We start from the raw sequence: 18,753 nt of genomic DNA, 5'->3' as shown, positions 1-18,753 counted from the left end.
GGACAGCACAGCCGGACACGGAGGGTCCCGTGAGCGACGCCGCTGGCACGGCCGACGAGGCGAGGCAGGGTCCGCGCGGGCGCCGCGAGGTGGGTCCGGACCTGTACGGACTCGTGCTCGTCCTCCTCTCGGTGAGCTACGTGCTCTTCGCGGTCTCCTCGGGGACCTGGGCGCAGGTCGCGGTCGCGGTGCTGCTGCTCGGCAGCCTCGTGCTCGCAGTCCGGACGTCGGTGCCGTCGCCGCGCATGCGCACCCTGGTGCGCACGGTCGTCGGCGTGGGCCTCGTCGCGACCGTCGTCGCGCTCGTCCTCCTGCCCGAGCGGGACGCCGTGGCGGTCGTCGACGCGACGCTCGCCGCGGTGGTCTGCTTCACGCTCGTCGTGGTCCTCGCGCGCGTGCTCGAGCAGCGGGCGGTCACGCTGCGGTCGATCGCGGCGGCGCTGTCCGGGTACCTCCTGCTCGGCATCATGTTCACGCACGTGTTCGGCGTGGTCGCGTGGCTCGACCCGCCGTTCTTCGCGGACGGCGCGCCGTCCGACGGCCGGTCGCTGCAGTACTTCTCGTTCACGACGCTGACGACGCTCGGATACGGCGACCTGACCGCCGCGACGTACGCCGGCCGCGGGCTCGCGACGTTCGAGGCGCTGCTCGCGCAGATCTACCTCGTCACGATCGTCGCGCGCCTCGTCGCCGCGTGGCGCGGCCCCTCGTCGCCCTCACCGCGCGGCGACGAACGCGAGGAGCGCGGCGCGTGACGTCCCGTCGTCCACCGCGTCGGCCGGGATCGCCAGGAGGCGTTCCCACGCCTCGGCGGCGTCGTCGTCACCCGCGAGCGCGAGGTAGGCGAGCACGTACCCGCCGAAGGTCGGCGCGGTCCCGTCGGCACCCGCCTCCACGACGGCGTGCCGGATCCGCTGCGGGTCGACGCCCTCGGCGAGCGCGGCCTGGGCGGGACCCATGGGGATCAGCTGGATGCCGAGGATCGCGCTCGGCTCCGGGCTGAACCACGTCGCGTAGTCGCGCTTGCCGCCCCACACCAGGGAGACGATCTCGTGCTCGAACCCCGGGACGGGTGCGGGCGCCGTCCAGTAGGTGCGCGCGGCGGCCGACTCGGTCGACGCCAGCCAGGTCGCCTGCGCGAGCAGGTCGTCCTGGCCCGAGGCCTGCGCCCACAGCCCGAGCCCGTTCCACGCGTTGACGGCCTCCGAGCTGGACTCCTGGTTGTTGCCGTCGGCGAACGGTGCGCTCCCCGACGCCCACGAGTGCCCGCTGTACGGGTCGAACGTGCGCAGCTGGGGCAGGTCGTCACTCGCGGTGCCTGCCGCCACGTCGGTGGCGAGCAGGTCGAGCACGGGGGCGAGGTCGTCCGCGAGCGCCGGGTCGTCCGCGGCCAGGAGCCCGCCCGCGGCGAGCAGGTAGCCGTAGTGGAAGTGGTGGTCGTTGAGCTCGTCGGACCCGAACGACGGCGTGAGACCGATGACGGAGCGCGCGTCCGGGTCGTAGACGAAGCAGCGCGCCTCCCGCTGCCCGCACCCGTCGGGCTGGGTCCACTCCCGCAGCGCGTCCTCGGTGCGGGTGCGCAGGTCGGCGACCTGGTCGGTCGCGCCGAGCTGTTCACCCAGGACGACGAGCGTGGCGGCCCGGAAGAGGGCCTTGCCGCCGAAGTACGTGTCGGAGGGGAAGTCGGGTGTGGAGGCGACGTCGTCGGCGAGCGCGGTGAGGATCGCCTGTCGCTCGTGCGACGAGGCGTCCGCGACGTCCGGCACGGGCGCGGGTTCGACGGTCGGTGCGAAGGCGTCGAGCCGCGATCCCGCGCACAGCTCGAGCGGCCCGCCGAGGCTCGCGTACTCCCCCAGCCCGCAGCCGTCCCGCTCGGGCTGGTCGCCCGCGCGGTGGTGCGGCGCGAGCACGTACGCCCCGTCGCCGCCCGCGGTCCGGTAGGTGAGCGTGGTGCGCGCGACCCGCTCGTCGACGCCGTACGTCACGTCGACGCCCTGCACGGGATGCTGGGCGGCGTCCGCGAGTGCGCGCTCGGCCGCGCTCGTCGCGTCGGCCGGGAGCGCGTACCACCCGACGACCTCACCGGCGGCCACCGCCGTCGCCCCCGCGTCGAAGGACGGCGCCTGCACGGCCCAGTCGGTGCCGCCCACCTCGCCGCGTGCCGTCGAGGGGCCGTCGGGCGTCGCGCTGAGCCCACCCTCGGTGCGCACGGTGAGGTCCCTCGCCGCGGTGAACGTCACGACGGGTGACCCTTCCGCGAGTGCGACGTGGCCGAGCACCTCACCCCGGTCGTCGAGCAGGGCGAGGGTCACCGCGACCGGGTCCGCCGCGCTCACGACGGCGCGGGTCGCCCCGACGTCGACGGTCAGCGCCGGCACGTGGGGCGCGGCGACCGTGGTCGCCGTCCCGACGGGTCGGGGCAGCCCGAGCGTGAAGCCGGACGCCGTGAGCTGGAACGAGAGCGGCTGGGCGAACACCGGCTGGTCGCCGAACACCAGCCCGCTGTACCAGCGGTTCGTCTGCGGCAGGACGGCGTCGTCGACCCGCGCGTCCGGGAGCGTGGCGACCTGCCGGGCCGGCACCTGCGCGACGAGCGCGGCGACGTCCGGCTCCGGCACGCGTGCGTCGTGCGGTCCGACGGGGGCCGCCACGCTCGGAGTGGTCGACGGGTCGTCGCGGCCCGCGGCTGCATAGGCGACCGCGACCCCGACGAGGGCGGCGAGCACGACGACGGCGGACACCAGCCATGCGCGGCGGGTCACCCGAAGATCCCCCGCACGTAGGACGTCACGGCGTCGGAGACGGTCGTCACCACCCCGTCGTTGTCCAGCGCGAGCTGGGCCTGCACGGGCGTGCCGGAGCCGACGAGGCCGTTCTGGTCGCCGTCCACGAGCTCGTCGGACACCACGGTCACGAGCGCGAGCGCCTTGCCGCCCACGGTCGTCACCTGCACGCGCTCGACGTGGCCGGCCAGCGTCGCGGTGTTCGGCAGCTCGATCGTCACGGCCGCGTCGTCGGGCACCCGCGCGTACTCCTTGGGCGAGAGCGTGTACTCGGCCTGCACGTACAGCGAGCCGGCGATCTGCACGGTCGCCAGATGGTCGGCCGCGGAGACGAACGTGCCCTGCCGCGCGTTGAGCTCGGTCACCGTGCCGTCCTGAGTCGCGAGGACGACGAGGTTGCCGTCCGCGTCGATCGTCGTGGCCTGGCCGGCGGTGCTGACCGTCCCGAGCGACAGGTCACGGTCGAGCGCGGCGGAGTCGAGCACGAACAGCGGGTCGCCCTGGGCGACCTCGTCACCGACCGCCGCGTGCGAGGCGACGACGAGGCCCGCGTACGGCGTCCCGACGACGTAGGTCTGCCCGAGGATCTGCGCGGAGTCGCTGGCCGCGATGCTGCGCGTCTCGTTGACGTGGTAGGTGGCGTAGGCCGCGATCAGCAGGACGAGGATCGTGCCCACGAAGAGCTTGAGTCGTACGCGCCAGGTCATGCGGCACCTCCGGTGGTCAGGGCGAGCGCGGGGGCGTCGGTCGTCAGGTGGCGTGCCTGCGCGGCGGCTGCGCGACGGGCGGCGCGCGCCTCGCGCCGCCCGACGCGGGCCTCGCGCCAGGCGGTCAGCACGAAGCCGCCGAGGATCACGGTGTTGGTCGCGTTCCAGGCGACGGCCAGGCTCGGGTAGCCGTTCGAGACGTCCTTCCAGATGCCGACCACGGTGGTCAGCGCGAGGAGCTCGAAGAACAGCACCTGCGCCGTGATGAACGCGAACGGCGAGCGGTAGGCGCCCTTGGCGCCCGTGACGTGCCATGCCTGGTCCCGGCGCAGCACCGCGTTGACGAGCGCGCGCGTGTAGATCGGGAACGAGACCGAGGCGAGCAGGAGCACCTGCCAGCGGAACGAGCCGAGCGTGTAGAACGCCAGGAAGATCTGCATGACGTAGAACCCCGCGTAGTACAGCGCCCAGGTGAGCGGCGTGATCGTGAGGTTCATCGGCGTCAGGTCGAAGTAGATCTGCAGCGGCGGCACGAGCAGCAGCAGCAGCGGCGCGATCCCGGTGAGGTAGTGCGTGGCCGTGACCGTGTACTGCAGCCGCTGGTCGAGCGTGAGCGGGTGCTTCCGGCGCAGCGGGTTGTGCGTGAGCATGATCTCGAAGCCGCCCGTGGCCCACCGCAGCTGCTGCTTGGAGTACGCCTCGATGGTCTCGGGGGTGTCGCCCACGGCGAGCGTGTCGGGGATGTAGACCGTCCGCCAGCCCTTCTCGTGCAGCATGAGCGAGGTCCACACGTCCTCGGACTTCGAGTCCGAGTAGATCCCGCCGACCGAGTCGATCGCCGCGCGTCGGAACACGACGTTCGTCCCGACGCAGAACGCCGCGTTGAACCGGTTCCGGCCGGGCTGGATGAAGCGGTAGAAGACCGCCTGCATGTACCCCGCACCCTTGGAGATGACGGTGTGCAGGTTGCCGTAGGTCTGCGGGGTCTGCACGAACGCCACGGCGTCGTCGGAGAAGAACGGCACGGTCTCGTGCAGGAAGTTCGGCCGCGGCACGAAGTCGGCGTCGAGCACGGCGAACACGTCGCCGTGCGCGATCGAGAGCGCGTGGTTGATGTTCCCGGCCTTGGCGCCGTTGCTCGACAGCCGGCGCACGTAGCGTGCGCCGAGCGCGGCGGCGAGGTCGCGGACCTCGTCGGACCGGCCGTCGTCGAGCACCCACGTGTGGTGCCGGCCCTGCATCGCGAGCGCCGCGGTGACCGTGCGCCGGATGGTCTCGAGGTCCTCGCCGTAGGTCGTGATGAACACGTCGACCTCGACCGGACGGTTGCCGAGGTACATCTGCCACTCGTGCGGCCGGTCCTCGACGCCGGCACGCACGATGTCCGCGACGTCGTACATGCGGTCCTGCGCGTGGTGGAACGCGAACGAGCGCGGGTCGTGCCCGGCCGAGAGCACGGTCCACATCGCCAGCAGGGCGTGCACGACGAGGACCGTCTCGGCGGCGATGACCATCGAGTACGGCAGCCAGTCGCCACGGTTGTCGGGGTTGAGCAGGAACACCGCGTAGACGACGATGCCCGCGCTCGCGAGCAGCACCATGAGGACGAGCGAGGGGCTCTGCGCCGCCTGGCTCTCGGTCGACCGCGCGGACCGCGCCTGCGGCTCGTCGGTGCGGCGCGGCTCGAGGACGAGCCGGTCGAACGTCGTGGTCATCTGGTCCCCCTCCGTCGTGCCCGAGAGCGGCACCGGAGGTGGACCCACCGGTGCCGTTGTGACGGCGGCGGTGGCGCCAGGATCACGGAAGCGGGGCCTCCGTGGTGTGACTCGACGCTAACGGACGGTTCGGGCGATCTGTCCATCCTGTCCCAGTGTGGTCCACGTCACACTCGGCGACATCGCAGGTCAACGCCCCGCACACCGCCCATCTGGCGACACGGACGCCCGACTGGCGGATGCTCGGGACCACCCGACAGGGTCCGACGGGGTCACCCGGACGCCGCAGCGGGCGCCCGGACGGTCAGGCCAAGGGCAGCTCGCCCGTGAGGTAGCGCTGCACCGTCGGCGCGACGAGCGCCACGAGCTCGTCCGGGCCGCGCTCGACCAACGGGCCGAGCTCGACCACGTGCCGCATCATCAGGAGCCCGACCATCTGGCTCGCGACGAGGGACGCGCGCACCTCGGCGTGGTCGGCGCCGATCGCGCGCGCGACCGGCGTCAGCACCTCGGCGACGACGAGGCGACGCAGCAGCGGCGCGAGCTGGGGCTCGGTCGCGACGGCGCGCAGCAGCGCGATCCCCCGACCGCGCGCCGCGGGGTCCTCGAGCACGCCGTGCACGAGCGCGGTCACCAGGCGCTCACCCACCCGGTCGGGGTCGCCCTGCGCGATCCGGTCCGCGAGCTCACGAGGCGAGAACGGCAGCTGGACGGACGCGACGAACAGCTCGGCCTTGCCGCCGAACCAGTGCCCGACGAGCTTCGGGTCGACGCCGGCCTCGCGTGCGATCGCGCGCACGCTCGTGCGCCGGAACCCCAGCTCGGCGAACTGCCGCCGTGCGGCCGCGAGGATCTCGTCCCTCGTCGTGCTCGCCCCCGGCCGCCGCCCGCGCCGTGCCGTCGACTCGGCACCGCGGGCCTCGTCGTCGCCGACCTCGTGACCGCCGGCCTCGTCGCGCTTGACCACCACCCGACCCGCCTCCTAGATTTCCACGTGCGAGGATATTCCTTGTCGAGCCTACCGGGAGGCCGCCATGCGGGCCATGATCGTCAAGGAGTTCCGCGAGCTGCGGCGCGACCACCGCACGATGGCCATGCTGTTCGCGCTCCCCGTCCTCCTGCTCGTGATCTTCGGCTACGCCGCCAACTTCACGATCGACTCGATCAGCACGCAGGTCGTCGGGCCGCAGGCGGAGCAGGTCGCCGTGGTGCTCCCCCCGCTGTTCGACGTGCAGGGCACCGACGCCGCCGCAAGCAGCGACGAGGCCCGCACGCTCGTGCGCGACGACGTCGCCGACGTCGTCCTCGACACGTCCACGACCCCGCCCACGGCATACGTCGACGGGTCCAGCCTGTTCGTCGCGCAGACGGCCTCCGCGGCCTTGGGGCGTGCGGGCGACCAGGTCCGCACGGAGATCCTGTTCAACCCGGACCTGACGACGTCCTGGGTGATGGTCCCGGCGCTCGTGGGCCTGATCCTGACGTTCGTCGGCACGATCATCACGAGCATCGGGCTCGTGCGGGAACGGCAGACGGGCACGCTCGAGCAGCTCGCGGTCATGCCGCTGCGGCCGGCCGACGTGATCGTCGGGAAGATCGCGCCGTACTTCCTGCTGGCCTCGCTCGACATGCTCGTCGTGACGCTGCTCGGCGTGTGGATCTTCGGCGTGCCGTTCCGCGGCAGCCCCGCGCTGTTCGCGCTCGCGGCGGCCACCTTCCTGTTCGTCGTGCTGGGGCTCGGCGTGCTCATCTCGACCGCGTCGCAGACGCAAGGACAGGCGATCCAGGTCGCGCTCATGACGCTCCTGCCGCAGATCCTGCTGTCGGGCTTCATCTTCCCGCTGCAGGCGATGCCCCCGGCGATCTCCTGGATCGGGTACTGCCTGCCGCTGACGTGGTTCGTCAAGGTCTCGCAGGGGATCATGCTGCGCGGCGCGGGGCTCGACTCGCTGTGGCCCGCGTTCGTCGTGCTGACCGGCATGGCGGTGGCCGTGTTCAGTGCGGCAGTCCTGCGGTTCCGCCGCGACCTCGCACCCGCGCGCCGCGCGAGCGCGCCGGACCGCGAGCAGGTGCCCGCATGAGCGCCTCCGGCTTCGGCGCCTCCGGCGTGAGCGTGCGCTACGACGACGTGCTCGCGCTCGACGACGTCACCCTCGCGGTCCCCGCGGGTGCGGTCACCGCGGTCGTCGGGGGCGACGGTGCGGGCAAGTCCACGCTGCTGCGCGCGCTCGCGGGCGTGGTCCCGCTCACGCGCGGCTCGGTGCGCGCGCCGGGTCGCCGCGCGACCGGCTTCATGCCGACCGGCGGCGGGACGTGGGCCGAGCTCACGGTCGACGAGCACGTCGACTTCGTCGCGGCCGCGCACGGGCTGCGCGGGACCGACCTCGAACGTCGGCGTGAGCGCCTGCTGCAGGCGACCGGTCTGCACGCCGCGCGGCACCGGCTGGCGTCCGCGCTGTCCGGCGGGATGCGCCAGAAGCTCGCGTTCGGCCTCGCGACGCTGCACGACCCGGCCCTGCTCGTGCTCGACGAGCCGAGCACCGGCGTCGACCCCGTGAGCCGGGTCGACCTGTGGCGGCTCGTCGCGCAGGCCGCGTCCGACGGCGCTGCGGTCGTCCTCGCGACCACCTACCTCGACGAGGCCGAGCGCACCTCGAGCGTGCTGGTGCTGCACGAGGGGCGCGAGCTCCTGCAGGGACCCCCCGACGAGGTGGTGCGCCGCTCGCCCGGGCACGTCCGGCGCGCGACCGGCGCGCACGACCCGCGGTGGACGTGGCGCCGCGGGCGCGAGCTGCGGGCCTGGTTCCCCGCCGACGCGACGCCGACCGGCGACCCCGTGCACGTCGACCTCGAGGACGCCGTGGTCGCCGCCGCGCTCGCGCGGGAGGCCGCCGATGCCTGAGCTCGTGCGGGTCGAGCACGTCACGCGCCGGTTCGGCGCGCACGTCGCCGTGGACGACGTGTCGCTGTCGGTCGAGCCGGGCGAGATCGTCGGGCTGCTCGGCGCGAACGGCGCCGGCAAGACCACGCTCATCCGCATGCTGCTCGGCCTGACGACGGCCGACGCGGGTGGGCTGCGGCTGCTCGGACGGGTGCCGGACAGGTCGACCCGGCGCCAGGTCGGGTACGTGCCGCAGGGGCTCGGGCTGTACGACGACCTCACCGTGCGGGAGAACGTCGTGTTCGCCGCGCAGGCGTACGGGTACGACGTCCCGGAGGTCCCCACCGAGCTCGTGCCGGTCGCGGACACGCTCGTCGGCGCGATCGGGCTGGGACGTCAGCGGCGGCTGGCGTTCGCACTCGCGCTCGCGCACCGGCCCGCGCTGCTGGTGCTCGACGAGCCGACCTCCGGCGTGGACCCGCTGGCCCGCGCGCGCCTGTGGGACCGGGTGCACGCCCAGGCCGAGGCGGGCGTCGGCGTGCTCGTCACGACGCACTACATGAGCGAGGCCCAGCAGTGCGACCGCCTCGTCCTCATGTCGCACGGCCGGGTGGTCGCGGCCGGGTCGGAGGACGAGCTCACCGGCTCGACCACGGCGGTCGCGGTCGACGCCGGGTCCTGGCAGCGGGTGTTCGCCGTGCTGGACGCTGCCGGGCTGCCGGTGATGCTCGCGGGCCGCGCCGTGCGCGTCGCGGCCGTGCCGCGCGACCTGGTCGAGCGCGTGCTGCACGACGCCGGCCTCGCCGCGGACGTGCGCGACGTGCCGGCCACGCTCGAGGAGGCGATGGTCGCGCTCGACACCGAGCGCGCCCGGACGCCGTGAGGCGCGCAGGCGAGGACCGTCAGCCCGGGTCGACCGTGCGGCAGTCGCGGGGCTCGACCACGCGCACCGTCCCGGGGCACCGCTCGACGTGCACGCCGCGGGCCTGCGGTGCGGCGAACGCGTCCGCCGAGTCGTCGGTGACGATCTCGAGCCCGCGCACGTCGCCGCCGACGCGGTAGGTCAGCACGACGGGGTCGCCCTCGACGGTCGGGCGCGTCACGACGAGCGTGGTCGCGCGCCCCGACGCGAGGGCCGCGTCCAGGCACGTCCACGCCTCGTCGGGCACCTCCTCGCCCTGGCCGAGCCGGATCGCGCCGCACGACGCGGCGACCGGCACCGGTCTGGCCGTCGCCGTCGCCCGTGGGGTGGTCGCGCCCGCGCCCTGCTGGCACGCGGTGAGCGCCGCGACGAGCACGCCGACGACGCCCACGACCGTCGTCGCACCGCCGAGCACCGCACGCGTCGTCGCCTGCACACCGGCTCCCTCCGCCCACCGGGTTCGTGTCGTCGGCGGCGCGCTCCTTGCACACGCCGGTACCCGAGCGCCGACCGCCTCCCGTTCCGGTCGCCGGACCGCCCGCCTCACCCCAGACTTGCCGCGTGCGAACCATGGGAGTCGAAGAGGAGTACCTGCTGGTCACGCCCGAGGGCGAGCCCGCAGCGCAGTCGCCCGCCGTGCTCGGGCTGGCCGCCCGCGAGGTGCCCCGGACCGACGAGCCGGGCGGCGACGTCGAGAAGGAGTTCAAGAGCGAGCAGGTCGAGACCTCGACACGTCCGTGCACGGACCTCGGCGAGCTGCTCGGCGAGATCCGGGCCGGCCGCGAGCGCGTCGACACGCTCGCGCAGGGCGTCGGCGTACGGATCGCCGCGCTCGGCACCGCGCCCCAGGCCATCGACCCGACGGTGATCCCGGACAAGCGGGCCGGTGAGATCCGCGCGCGGTTCGGCCTGACCGCGCACGAGCAGCTCACCTGCGGCTGCCACGTGCACGTCTCGGTCGCCGACGACGAGGAGGGCGTGCGGATCCTCGACCACCTGCGCCCCTGGACGTCGGTGCTGCTCGCGCTGTCCGCCAACTCCCCCGCGTGGCAGGGCGTCGCGAGCGGCTACGCGAGCTACCGCTCGCAGGTCTGGGGCCGATGGCCCACCGCGGGCCCGACCGCACCGTTCGGCGACGCGGCGGGTTACCGCGCGGTCGTCGACGGGCTCCTGGCGAGCGGGACGATCCTGGACGACGGGATGCTCTACTTCGACGCTCGCCTGTCGCAGCGTTACCCCACGGTCGAGGTCCGCGTCGCGGACGTGTGCCTCGACGCCGCGGACGCCGCGCTGCAGGCCGCACTCGTGCGCGCGCTCGCGGACACCGCGGTCGCCACGCCCGTCGACCCGGTCCCGCCGCGCGTCGAGGTGCTGCGCACCGCCGCGTGGCGCGCCGCGCGCTCGGGGCTGGCCGGCGAGCTGGTCAGCCCGCTCACGTGGCGACCGGCACGCGCGAGCGACGTGGTCGACCAGCTCGTCGACCACGTGCGGGACGCGCTCGTCGCGAACGGGGACCTCGAGGCGGTCGAGCGGCAGCTCGCCGAGGTGCGCCGACGCGGCAACGGCGCGATCGAGCAGATGGCCTGGCGCGCGCGGGGCGACGACGACGCCGCGGTGGTCCGCCGCGCGACGCAGCGCACGCTCGGGGCCCCGGCGCTCGTCGCCTGACGCTCGGCAGATCTGCCCGGCAGTCAGCCGAGCAGGTCGGCGATCGGCACGTCGGGGTCCGCGAGCCGTTCGCGCGGCACGACCGCGCGCGAACGGATCAGGGCCTGCACGTCGTCGACCACGTCCCACACGTTGACGTTCATGCCCGCGACCACCCGGCCCTGACGCAGCCAGAACGCGACGAGCTCGCGCGCCTGCTCGTCGCCGCGGACGACGACCTCGTCGTAGCCCTCGCGGCCGGGCCAGCCGGTGTACTCCATGCCGAGGTCGTACTGGTCGGTGAAGAAGTACGGCAGGCGGTCGTACGGCTCGTCGGCGCCCGTGATCGTCGCCGCGACGGTCTCGCCGTGGTGCAGCGCGGCGTCCCAGTGCTCGACGCGGACACGCTCGCCCAGGAAGGGGTGCGCCACGGCCGCGAGGTCCCCGACGGCCAGCACGTGCGGGTCCGACGTGCGCAGGTGCTCGTCGACCTCGATGCCGCCGTCCGAGCCGAGCGCGAGCCCCGCGTCGCGCGCGAGCCCGGACCGCGGCGCCGCGCCGATGCCCACGACGACGAGCGCGGCGTCCAGCCGGCTGCCGTCGGTGAGCTCGACCGCCGCCACGCCGCGCGCGTCGGCGCGGTCGCCCGGCACGACGGAACGAACCGCGACGCGCGTGCGCAGGTCCACCCCGTGCTCCCGGTGCAGGTCGGCGAACAGGGCGGCCATGCGCTCGCCCAGCACGGCGAGCAACGGAGCCGAGTCGCGGACGAGGACCGTCACGGCACACCCGGCGGTGCGCGCGGCCGCCGCGACCTCGAGGCCGATCCACCCGCCGCCGACCACGACCACCCGCCCGCCGCGGGAGGCCACCGTCGCGATCGACGACCGCAGCCGGTCGCTGTCGTCGATGGTCCGCAGCGTCACCACACCGTCCAGGTCAGCACCCGGCACGTCCAGGCGCCGCGGCTCCGACCCGGTCGCGAGGACGAGGTGGTCGTACCCGGTGCTCGTCCCGGCGGTGTCCACCACCGACCGTGACGCGCGGTCGACCCGCGCGACCGTCACGCCGAGCCGCAGGTCCACCTCGTGCTCGTCGTACCAGCCGGGCGCGTGCACGAACGCCTGCTCTCGCTCGTCCTGCCCCTGCAGGTACTCCTTCGACAGGGGCGGGCGTTCGTACGGACGCTCCCGCTCGGCACCCAGGAGCGTGACGGAACCCTCGAAGCCCCGCTCGCGCAACGCCTCGACCGTCTTCGCACCGCCCAGGCCGCCGCCCACGACCACCACTCGACCCGTCATCGCCGTCTCCCACCTCGCGCCCGACCCTCAGCGGACCAGGTCGCGCACCGCACTGCAACCCCTCGCCCCGCGACGCAACCCGAGCGCGTGTGACGAACTCACGGGGCCCATCCGCTGCCGACTTCGCCGGTCGCTGGCACATTGGTCGCCATGCTCACCTGGCCTGGACGCCCCTACCCCCTCGGCGCCACCTACGACGGGACCGGCACCAACTTCGCGCTGTTCTCCGAGGTCGCCGAACGCGTCGAGCTCTGCCTGCTCGACCCCGACGGCACCGAGCGACGCGTCGAGGTCGTCGAGGTCGACGCCTTCGTGTGGCACGTCTACCTGCCCGCGGTGCAGCCCGGGCAGCTGTACGGCTACCGCGTGCACGGCCCGTACGACCCCGCCAACGGGCACCGCTGCGACCCCTCGAAGCTGCTCCTGGACCCGTACGCCAAGGCGATCCACGGACAGGTCGACGGCGACCCGTCGCTGTACTCCTACCGCTTCGACGACCCGGAGCAGCGCAACGAGGACGACTCCGCCGCGCACACCATGACCTCCGTCGTGGTCAACCCGTTCTTCGACTGGGGCCACGACCGGCCGCCGGAGCACGAGTACCACGAGCTCGTCATCTACGAGGCGCACGTGCGCGGGCTGACGCGGCTGCACCCCGCGGTGCCCGAGGAGCTGCGCGGCACGTACGCGGGTATGGCGCACCCGGCCGTGATCGACCACCTCAAGCAGCTCGGGGTCACCGCGGTCGAGCTCATGCCCGTGCACCAGTTCGTCGACGACCCGTCGCTGCAGGAGAAGGGCCTGTCGAACTACTGGGGCTACAACACGATCGGCTTCTTCGCGCCGCACAACGCCTACGCCGCGTTCCGCCAGCCGGGCCAGCAGGTCCAGGAGTTCAAGGCGATGGTCAAGGAGCTGCACGCCGCGGACATCGAGGTGATCCTCGACGTGGTCTACAACCACACGGCCGAGGGCAACCACATGGGCCCCACGCTGAGCTTCCGGGGCATCGACAACGCGAACTACTACCGGCTCGTCGACGACGAGAAGGCCCACTACTTCGACACGACGGGCACCGGGAACTCGCTGCTCATGCGCTCGCCGCACGTGCTGCAGCTCATCATGGACTCGCTGCGCTACTGGGTCACCGAGATGCACGTCGACGGCTTCCGGTTCGACCTCGCGGCGACGCTGGCCCGGCAGTTCCACGAGGTCGACCGCCTCTCGGCGTTCTTCGACCTGGTGCACCAGGACCCGGTCGTCTCGCAGGTCAAGCTCATCGCCGAGCCGTGGGACGTCGGCGACGGCGGGTACCAGGTGGGCGGGTTCCCCCCGCTGTGGTCGGAGTGGAACGGCAAGTACCGCGACACGGTGCGCGACTTCTGGCGCAGCGAGCCCTCGACGCTCGGCGAGTTCGCGAGCCGGCTGTCGGGCTCGTCGGACCTGTACGAGCACACCGGGCGCCTGCCGATCGCGAGCATCAACTTCATCACCGCGCACGACGGCTTCACGCTGCGCGACCTCGTGTCCTACAACGAGAAGCACAACGAGGCGAACGGCGAGGACAACCGCGACGGCGAGAGCTGGAACCGCTCGTGGAACTGCGGCGCCGAGGGCCCGACCGACGACTCGGCGATCAACGCGCTGCGCGGCCGCCAGCAGCGCAACTTCCTGGCCACCCTCCTGCTCTCGCAGGGCATCCCGATGCTCGCGCACGGCGACGAGCTCGGCCGCACGCAGCAGGGCAACAACAACGTGTACTGCCAGGACAACGAGCTGTCGTGGGTGGACTGGGACCTCGACGAGGAGCGCACCGAGCTGCTCGAGTTCACGCGGCGGGTCGTCCAGCTGCGCCGGGAGCACCCCGTGTTCCGCCGCCGTCGCTTCTTCGCGGGCGCGCCCGAGAAGGGCGGCGAGTCCGACCTGCACGACATCGAGTGGCTCGCCCCGTCGGGCACGCACATGTCCGACGAGGAGTGGAACAACTCGATGGCGCGCTCCGTCATGGTGTTCCTCAACGGCGACGCGATCGCCGAGCCGGACCTGCGCGGCGAGGAGATCGTCGACGACTCGTTCCTCATCCTGTTCAACGGCCAGCCCGGTCCGACGTCGTTCACGATCCCGGACAGCGACTACGGCGAGGTCTGGACCGCCGTGCTCGACACGGACTCCCAGGTGGACCCGGGCGACATCGCGCGTCCCGGCGAGGAGCTTGCGCTCGCGCGGCACTCGATGGTCGTGCTGACGCGTCCGCCGCTCACGCCGATCCCGGCCACGTCGGGCTCGGGTGCGGTCGCCGCGGCCGCGCGCGAGGCGGCCAAGGTGACCCCGACCAAGCCCAAGCGCCGTCCGGGCAAGCGCACCGGCTCGTCGGGCGGCTCCGGCTCGCGAGGGCAGGGCGCGTCGGACGGGACGACGAACGACACGTCGAAGGACGCCACGTGACCGACGCGCGGCAGACCCCGTCGCGCCGCCTGCCGGCGCCGGGCCGCCCCGTGCCCGTCTCCACGTACCGCGTGCAGCTGGGTGCCGACCTCACGTTCGACGACGTCGCGCAGCGCGTGCCGTACCTCGCATCGCTCGGCGTGACGCACGTGTACCTGTCGCCCGTGCTCACGGCCGCACCGGGGTCGACGCACGGCTACGACGTCGTCGCGCACGACGAGGTCGCCCCGGTGCTCGGCGGCCTCGACGGGCTGCGCCGGCTCGCGTCGGCCGCGCACGACGCCGGTCTGGGTCTCGTGCTCGACGTGGTCCCCAACCACATGGCGGTGCCGACGCCCGTGTGGCACAACGCCGCGCTGTGGTCGGTGCTCGAGGACGGACCGGCCTCGCCGTACGCGTCGTGGTTCGACGTGGACTGGTCCGCGGGCGAGGGCGCTGTCCTCATGCCGGTGCTGGGTGACCGGGTCGGCGCGGTGGTCGCACGCGGGGAGCTCGTGCTCACCGAGGAGGACGTGCCGGGCCACGGCACACGCACCGTGCTGCGGTACCACGACCACGTCTTCCCGGTCCGCGCCGGGACCGAGCACCTGCCGCTCGTCGAGCTGCTCGAACGCCAGCACTACCGGCTCGCGTACTGGCGGGTCGCCGACGAAGAGCTCAACTACCGGCGGTTCTTCGACGTCGGGACCCTCGTGGCGGTGCGCGTCGAGGACCCCGAGGTCTTCGACGCGACGCACCGTCTGGTGCTCGACCTGCTCGCCGACGGCACGGTCGACGGCCTGCGGATCGACCACCCGGACGGCCTGGCCGACCCCGCCGGCTACCTCGCGCGTCTGCGCGAGGCGACCGACGGCGCGTGGGTCGTCGTCGAGAAGATCCTCGAGGGCGACGAGGCGCTGCCGGCGGACTGGGACACCGCAGGCACCACCGGCTACGACGCGCTGTGGCGCATCCAGCAGACGTTCGTCGACCCGGGCGGTGCCGCACCGCTGGGCGCGCTCATGCACCGGATCACCGGGGACGCGTCCGACGACTACGCGCACGTCGTCGAGCGCGCGAAGCGCGAGGTGGTCGACGGTCCGCTGTACGCCGAGGTCTACCGCCTCACGACGCTCGCCGCGAGCATCTGCGCCGACGACCTGCGCCTGCGCGACCACACGTGGCGCGCGCTGCACGAGTGCCTCGTCGAGCTGCTCGTCGCGTTCGACCGCTACCGCGCGTACGTCGTGCCGGGCGAGCAGACGCACCCCGACGCGGCGGCCGCCCTCGAGGACGCCGCGACGCTCGCGCGCTCACGCATGTCCGTCGAGCGTGCGGCGACCATGGACGTCGTCGTCGACCTGCTGCTGGGCCGCGAGGTCGGCAGCGCGGGTCGGACGCGCGGCGAGCGGCGCGACGAGCTCGTCGTCCGGTTCCAGCAGACGTGCGGCGCGGTGACCGCCAAGGGCGTCGAGGACACGGCGTACTACCGCTGGACGCAGCTCGTCGGGCTGTGCGAGGTGGGCGGTGAGCCGGCGCGCTTCGCGCTGACGCCGTCCGACCTGTCCGCGTGGGCGGCGCGCCAGCAGGTCGCCTCGCCGCTCGCGATGACGACGCTGTCGACGCACGACACCAAGCGCGGCGAGGACACACGCAACCGGCTCGGGGTCCTCAGCGAGCTCCCGCACGAGTGGGCACGGCTCGTGGGCGACGTGCGCGCGCTGACCGCGACGGCCCGCAGCGCGCGCGTCGACGGTCGCATCGAGCAGTGGCTGTGGCAGACCCTCGCGGGCACGTGGACGGCCGCGGGCCCGATCGGCGAGGACCGCCTGGTCGAGTACCTGACCAAGTCGATGCGTGAGGCCAAGACGCACACGTGGTGGACCGCCCCCGACGAGGGCTACGAGGCCGCGGTGCTCGACCTGGCCCGCACGGCACTGTCCCACGAGGGCGTCGTCGCGCTGTTCGCCGACTGGGAGCAGCGCACCCGTGGTGCGGTCCGCGCCGCCGCGCTCGGCACCAAGCTCGTGCAGCTCACGCTGCCGGGCGTCCCCGACGTGTACCAGGGCACGGAGGTCGACGACCCGACGCTCGTGGACCCCGACAACCGCCGGCACGTCGACCACGAGCCGCTGGCCGCGCGCCTGGAGCGGCTCGACGAGGGCGCGGGTCCGCGCGACCTGTCCGACGAGAAGCTCCTGGTCACCTCGCGCGCGCTGCGGCTCCGACGCGACCTGCCGGACGCGTTCGTCGGTCCCGACGCCGGCTACGTGCCGCTGGCCCACTCCTCCGGGCACGCGGTCACGTACGCGCGCACCGTGGCCGACGAGGCGCGCGTGGTGGTCGTCGCGACCCGCCTGGCCGCCTCGGTCGACCGGCTGGGCGGCTGGGCGGACCACACGGTCGCGGTCCCGGACGGGGCGTGGCGCGACGTGCTCACGGGGCGGGACGTCGCGGGCGGCGTGGTCCACGTGGCTCCGCTCCTGGAGCGTCTGCCCGTCGCGCTGCTGGTGCGGGAGGGCTGACGTGCGCGTCGAGGTGTGGGCGCCGCACGCCGACCGGGTCGACCTCGTCCTGCCGCGCAGCGGGCAGGAGCGCGCACTGGCACGGGGCGACGACGGGTGGTGGCACGACGACCGCGAGGTCCCGCACGGCACCGACTACGCGCTGCGCCTCGACGGGGGCGACCCGCGACCGGACCCGCGCAGCGCGTGGCAGCCGCAGGGCGTGCACGGACCGAGCCGGGCGTTCGACACGGCCGCGTTCGCGTGGTCCGACGACGGCTGGGCCGGCGTCGACGTGCGCGGGCGCGTGCTGTACGAGCTGCACGTCGGCACGTTCACACCCGAGGGGACGCTCGACGCGGCCGTCGAGCACCTCGAGGAGCTCGTCGAGCTCGGCGTGGACGTCGTCGAGCTCATGCCGCTCGCCCCGTTCGACGGTCCCCGCGGCTGGGGCTACGACGGTGTCGGCCTCTACGCCGTGCACGAGGCGTACGGCGGACCGGCCGCGCTGCAACGGTTCGTCGACGCGGCGCACGCCCACGGCCTCGGGGTCTGCCTCGACGTCGTGCACAACCACCTCGGGCCGACCGGCGCGTACGTGGGCGAGTTCGGGCCGTACTGGACGGACGCGCACCACACGCCCTGGGGCGCGGCGATCAATCTCGACCAGCCGGGCTCCGCGCACGTCCGGGCGTGGATCGTGGACTCGGCGCTGCGCTGGCTGCGGGACTTCCACGTGGACGCGCTGCGCCTCGACGCGGTGCACGAGCTCGCCGACGACTCCGAGCCGCACTTGCTCGCCGAGCTCGCGGACCGCGTCGCGACCCTGGCCGACGAGCTGGGTCGCCCGCTGTCGCTCGTCGCGGAGACCGACCTCAACGACCCGGTCTCGGTCACACCGACGAGCGAGGGCGGCTGGGGCATGACCGCGCAGTGGGCCGACGACGTGCACCACGCGATCCACGCGCTGGTCACCGGTGAGCGGCACGGGTACTACGTGGACTTCGGCTCGCCGGCGACGCTGCGGCACGCCCTGACGCGCGTGTTCGTGCACGACGGGGGCCGCTCGACGTTCCGCGGACGTGACTGGGGGCGTCCGGTGCCGCCCGGGACGGACGGCCACCGGTTCGTCGTGTGCGTGCAGAACCACGACCAGGTGGGCAACCGCGCGATCGGCGACCGCCCCTCGCAGCGGCTGGGGGCGGGCGCGCTCGCGGGCGAGGCGGCGCTGCTGCTCCTGTCGCCGTTCACCCCCATGCTCTTCATGGGCGAGGAGTGGGGCACGCGCCGCCCGTTCCCGTTCTTCACGTCGTACGCCGACCCCGAGCTCGCGCAGGCCGTGCGCGAGGGGCGGACCGCGGAGTTCTCCGGCCACGGCTGGCAGGACCTCTACGGCGGGACGGTGCAGGTGCCGGACCCGCAGGACCCGGCGACGCGCGACGCGGCGGTCCTCGACCGGACGGAGCGCACCCAGGGCGAGCACGCGCTCCTGCTGGACTGGTACCGCACGCTCGTCGCCCTGCGACGCAGCGTGCCGGACCTCGCCTCGGGCGACCTCGCCGCCACGGACCTCGCGTGGGACGGGCCGGACGCCGCCGACGGTCCGTGGCGCGGCGTCCTGGTCCTGCGGCGCGGGCGGGCGCGCGTGGTGGTCAACCTGGACGACGACGAGCGCACGGTCGCCCCCGACGCGCTGCACGCCCGCGCGTGGGACGGCCGCGGCGCCGCACGGCCGACTCCGGACGCGAGCGGCACCGGAGCGCCCTGGGTCGTCGCCGCTCGGTGGGGCGTCGTGGAGCACGGGCCGGGTGGGCTCGTCCTGCCACCGTGCTCGGTCGCCGTCCTCGTGCCCGCGACGGAGACCTGACC

At 73.8% G+C, this 18,753-nt stretch carries 14 protein-coding genes; 8 read left to right on the top strand and 6 right to left on the bottom strand.

Features of this window, described 5'->3' with window-relative positions:
* Positions 1-29 precede the first annotated feature (29 nt).
* Positions 30-755, top strand: a complete 726-nt coding sequence (locus CPE01_RS02305) for a potassium channel family protein (RefSeq protein WP_246783681.1) — start codon at positions 30-32, stop codon at positions 753-755.
* Here CPE01_RS02305 and CPE01_RS02300 read toward each other — a convergent pair.
* The 4 genes from CPE01_RS02300 to CPE01_RS02285 all read right to left on the bottom strand — a co-directional run bounded on the left by CPE01_RS02300 (position 717) and on the right by CPE01_RS02285 (position 6,172).
* Positions 717-2,762, bottom strand: a complete 2,046-nt coding sequence (locus CPE01_RS02300; RefSeq protein WP_146805035.1) for a glycosyl hydrolase — start codon at positions 2,760-2,762, stop codon at positions 717-719. The two genes, CPE01_RS02305 and CPE01_RS02300, sit on opposite strands and share 39 nt — an antisense overlap.
* The gene (locus CPE01_RS02295) at positions 2,759-3,490 is read right to left on the bottom strand and encodes an HlyD family efflux transporter periplasmic adaptor subunit (RefSeq protein WP_146805034.1); all 732 of its coding nucleotides are present in this window, start codon (positions 3,488-3,490) and stop codon (positions 2,759-2,761) included. Before CPE01_RS02295 ends, CPE01_RS02300 begins: the two co-directional genes overlap by 4 nt.
* On the bottom strand, positions 3,487-5,205 hold the full coding sequence (locus tag CPE01_RS02290; protein WP_246783680.1) for a glycosyltransferase family 2 protein: 1,719 nt from the start codon (positions 5,203-5,205) through the stop codon (positions 3,487-3,489). The genes CPE01_RS02295 and CPE01_RS02290 overlap by 4 nt, the downstream gene beginning before the upstream one ends.
* A gap of 304 nt (positions 5,206-5,509) precedes the next feature.
* Positions 5,510-6,172 carry a TetR/AcrR family transcriptional regulator gene (locus tag CPE01_RS02285; protein WP_146805033.1) on the bottom strand — a complete coding sequence of 221 codons (663 nt, stop codon included), beginning with the start codon at positions 6,170-6,172 and terminating at the stop codon, positions 5,510-5,512.
* A gap of 67 nt (positions 6,173-6,239) precedes the next feature.
* Between CPE01_RS02285 and CPE01_RS02280 the strand changes: the two genes are divergently transcribed.
* The 3 genes from CPE01_RS02280 to CPE01_RS02270 are packed head-to-tail and all read left to right on the top strand — an operon-like array spanning position 6,240 to position 8,969.
* Positions 6,240-7,286, top strand: coding sequence for an ABC transporter permease (locus CPE01_RS02280; RefSeq protein ID WP_186811374.1), 1,047 nt, complete (start codon positions 6,240-6,242; stop codon positions 7,284-7,286).
* On the top strand, positions 7,283-8,107 hold the full coding sequence (locus CPE01_RS02275; protein WP_146805032.1) for an ABC transporter ATP-binding protein: 825 nt from the start codon (positions 7,283-7,285) through the stop codon (positions 8,105-8,107). Before CPE01_RS02280 ends, CPE01_RS02275 begins: the two co-directional genes overlap by 4 nt.
* On the top strand, positions 8,100-8,969 hold the full coding sequence (locus CPE01_RS02270; protein WP_146805031.1) for an ABC transporter ATP-binding protein: 870 nt from the start codon (positions 8,100-8,102) through the stop codon (positions 8,967-8,969). Before CPE01_RS02275 ends, CPE01_RS02270 begins: the two co-directional genes overlap by 8 nt.
* Before the next feature lie 19 nt (positions 8,970-8,988).
* Here CPE01_RS02270 and CPE01_RS16300 read toward each other — a convergent pair whose 3' ends face one another.
* Positions 8,989-9,444 carry a hypothetical protein gene (locus tag CPE01_RS16300; RefSeq protein ID WP_186811373.1) on the bottom strand — a complete coding sequence of 152 codons (456 nt, stop codon included), beginning with the start codon at positions 9,442-9,444 and terminating at the stop codon, positions 8,989-8,991.
* Positions 9,445-9,578: 134 nt separating this feature from the next.
* On the opposite strand from CPE01_RS16300, the gene CPE01_RS02255 reads away from it, so the two are divergent.
* Positions 9,579-10,676, top strand: coding sequence for a carboxylate-amine ligase (locus CPE01_RS02255; RefSeq protein WP_146805252.1), 1,098 nt, complete (start codon positions 9,579-9,581; stop codon positions 10,674-10,676).
* Positions 10,677-10,699: 23 nt separating this feature from the next.
* Here CPE01_RS02255 and CPE01_RS02250 read toward each other — a convergent pair whose 3' ends face one another.
* Positions 10,700-11,956, bottom strand: coding sequence for an NAD(P)/FAD-dependent oxidoreductase (locus CPE01_RS02250; RefSeq protein WP_146805028.1), 1,257 nt, complete (start codon positions 11,954-11,956; stop codon positions 10,700-10,702).
* Positions 11,957-12,106: 150 nt separating this feature from the next.
* Here CPE01_RS02250 and glgX point away from each other — a divergent pair, with 150 nt between their 5' ends.
* Genes glgX through treZ form a run of 3 tightly spaced genes read left to right on the top strand, consistent with a single transcriptional unit; the run spans position 12,107 to position 18,751 of the window.
* Positions 12,107-14,401, top strand: a complete 2,295-nt coding sequence (glgX, locus tag CPE01_RS02245) for a glycogen debranching protein GlgX (protein WP_146805027.1) — start codon at positions 12,107-12,109, stop codon at positions 14,399-14,401.
* Complete coding sequence (gene treY, locus CPE01_RS02240) at positions 14,398-16,905, top strand: malto-oligosyltrehalose synthase (RefSeq protein ID WP_146805026.1); 2,508 nt, start codon at positions 14,398-14,400, stop codon at positions 16,903-16,905. The genes glgX and treY overlap by 4 nt, the downstream gene beginning before the upstream one ends.
* Position 16,906: 1 nt before the next feature.
* A complete protein-coding gene (gene treZ / locus CPE01_RS02235) occupies positions 16,907-18,751 on the top strand; it encodes a malto-oligosyltrehalose trehalohydrolase (protein WP_146805025.1) in 1,845 nt (614 codons plus the stop codon).
* Positions 18,752-18,753: the final 2 nt, after the last annotated feature.

It is taken from the genome of Cellulomonas persica (genome assembly GCF_007989825.1).
Classification (GTDB): Bacteria; Actinomycetota; Actinomycetes; order Actinomycetales; family Cellulomonadaceae; genus Cellulomonas; species Cellulomonas persica.
The sequence above is the reverse complement of the archived record's forward strand: the minus strand, read 5'-3'. Positions and strand labels throughout refer to the sequence as shown.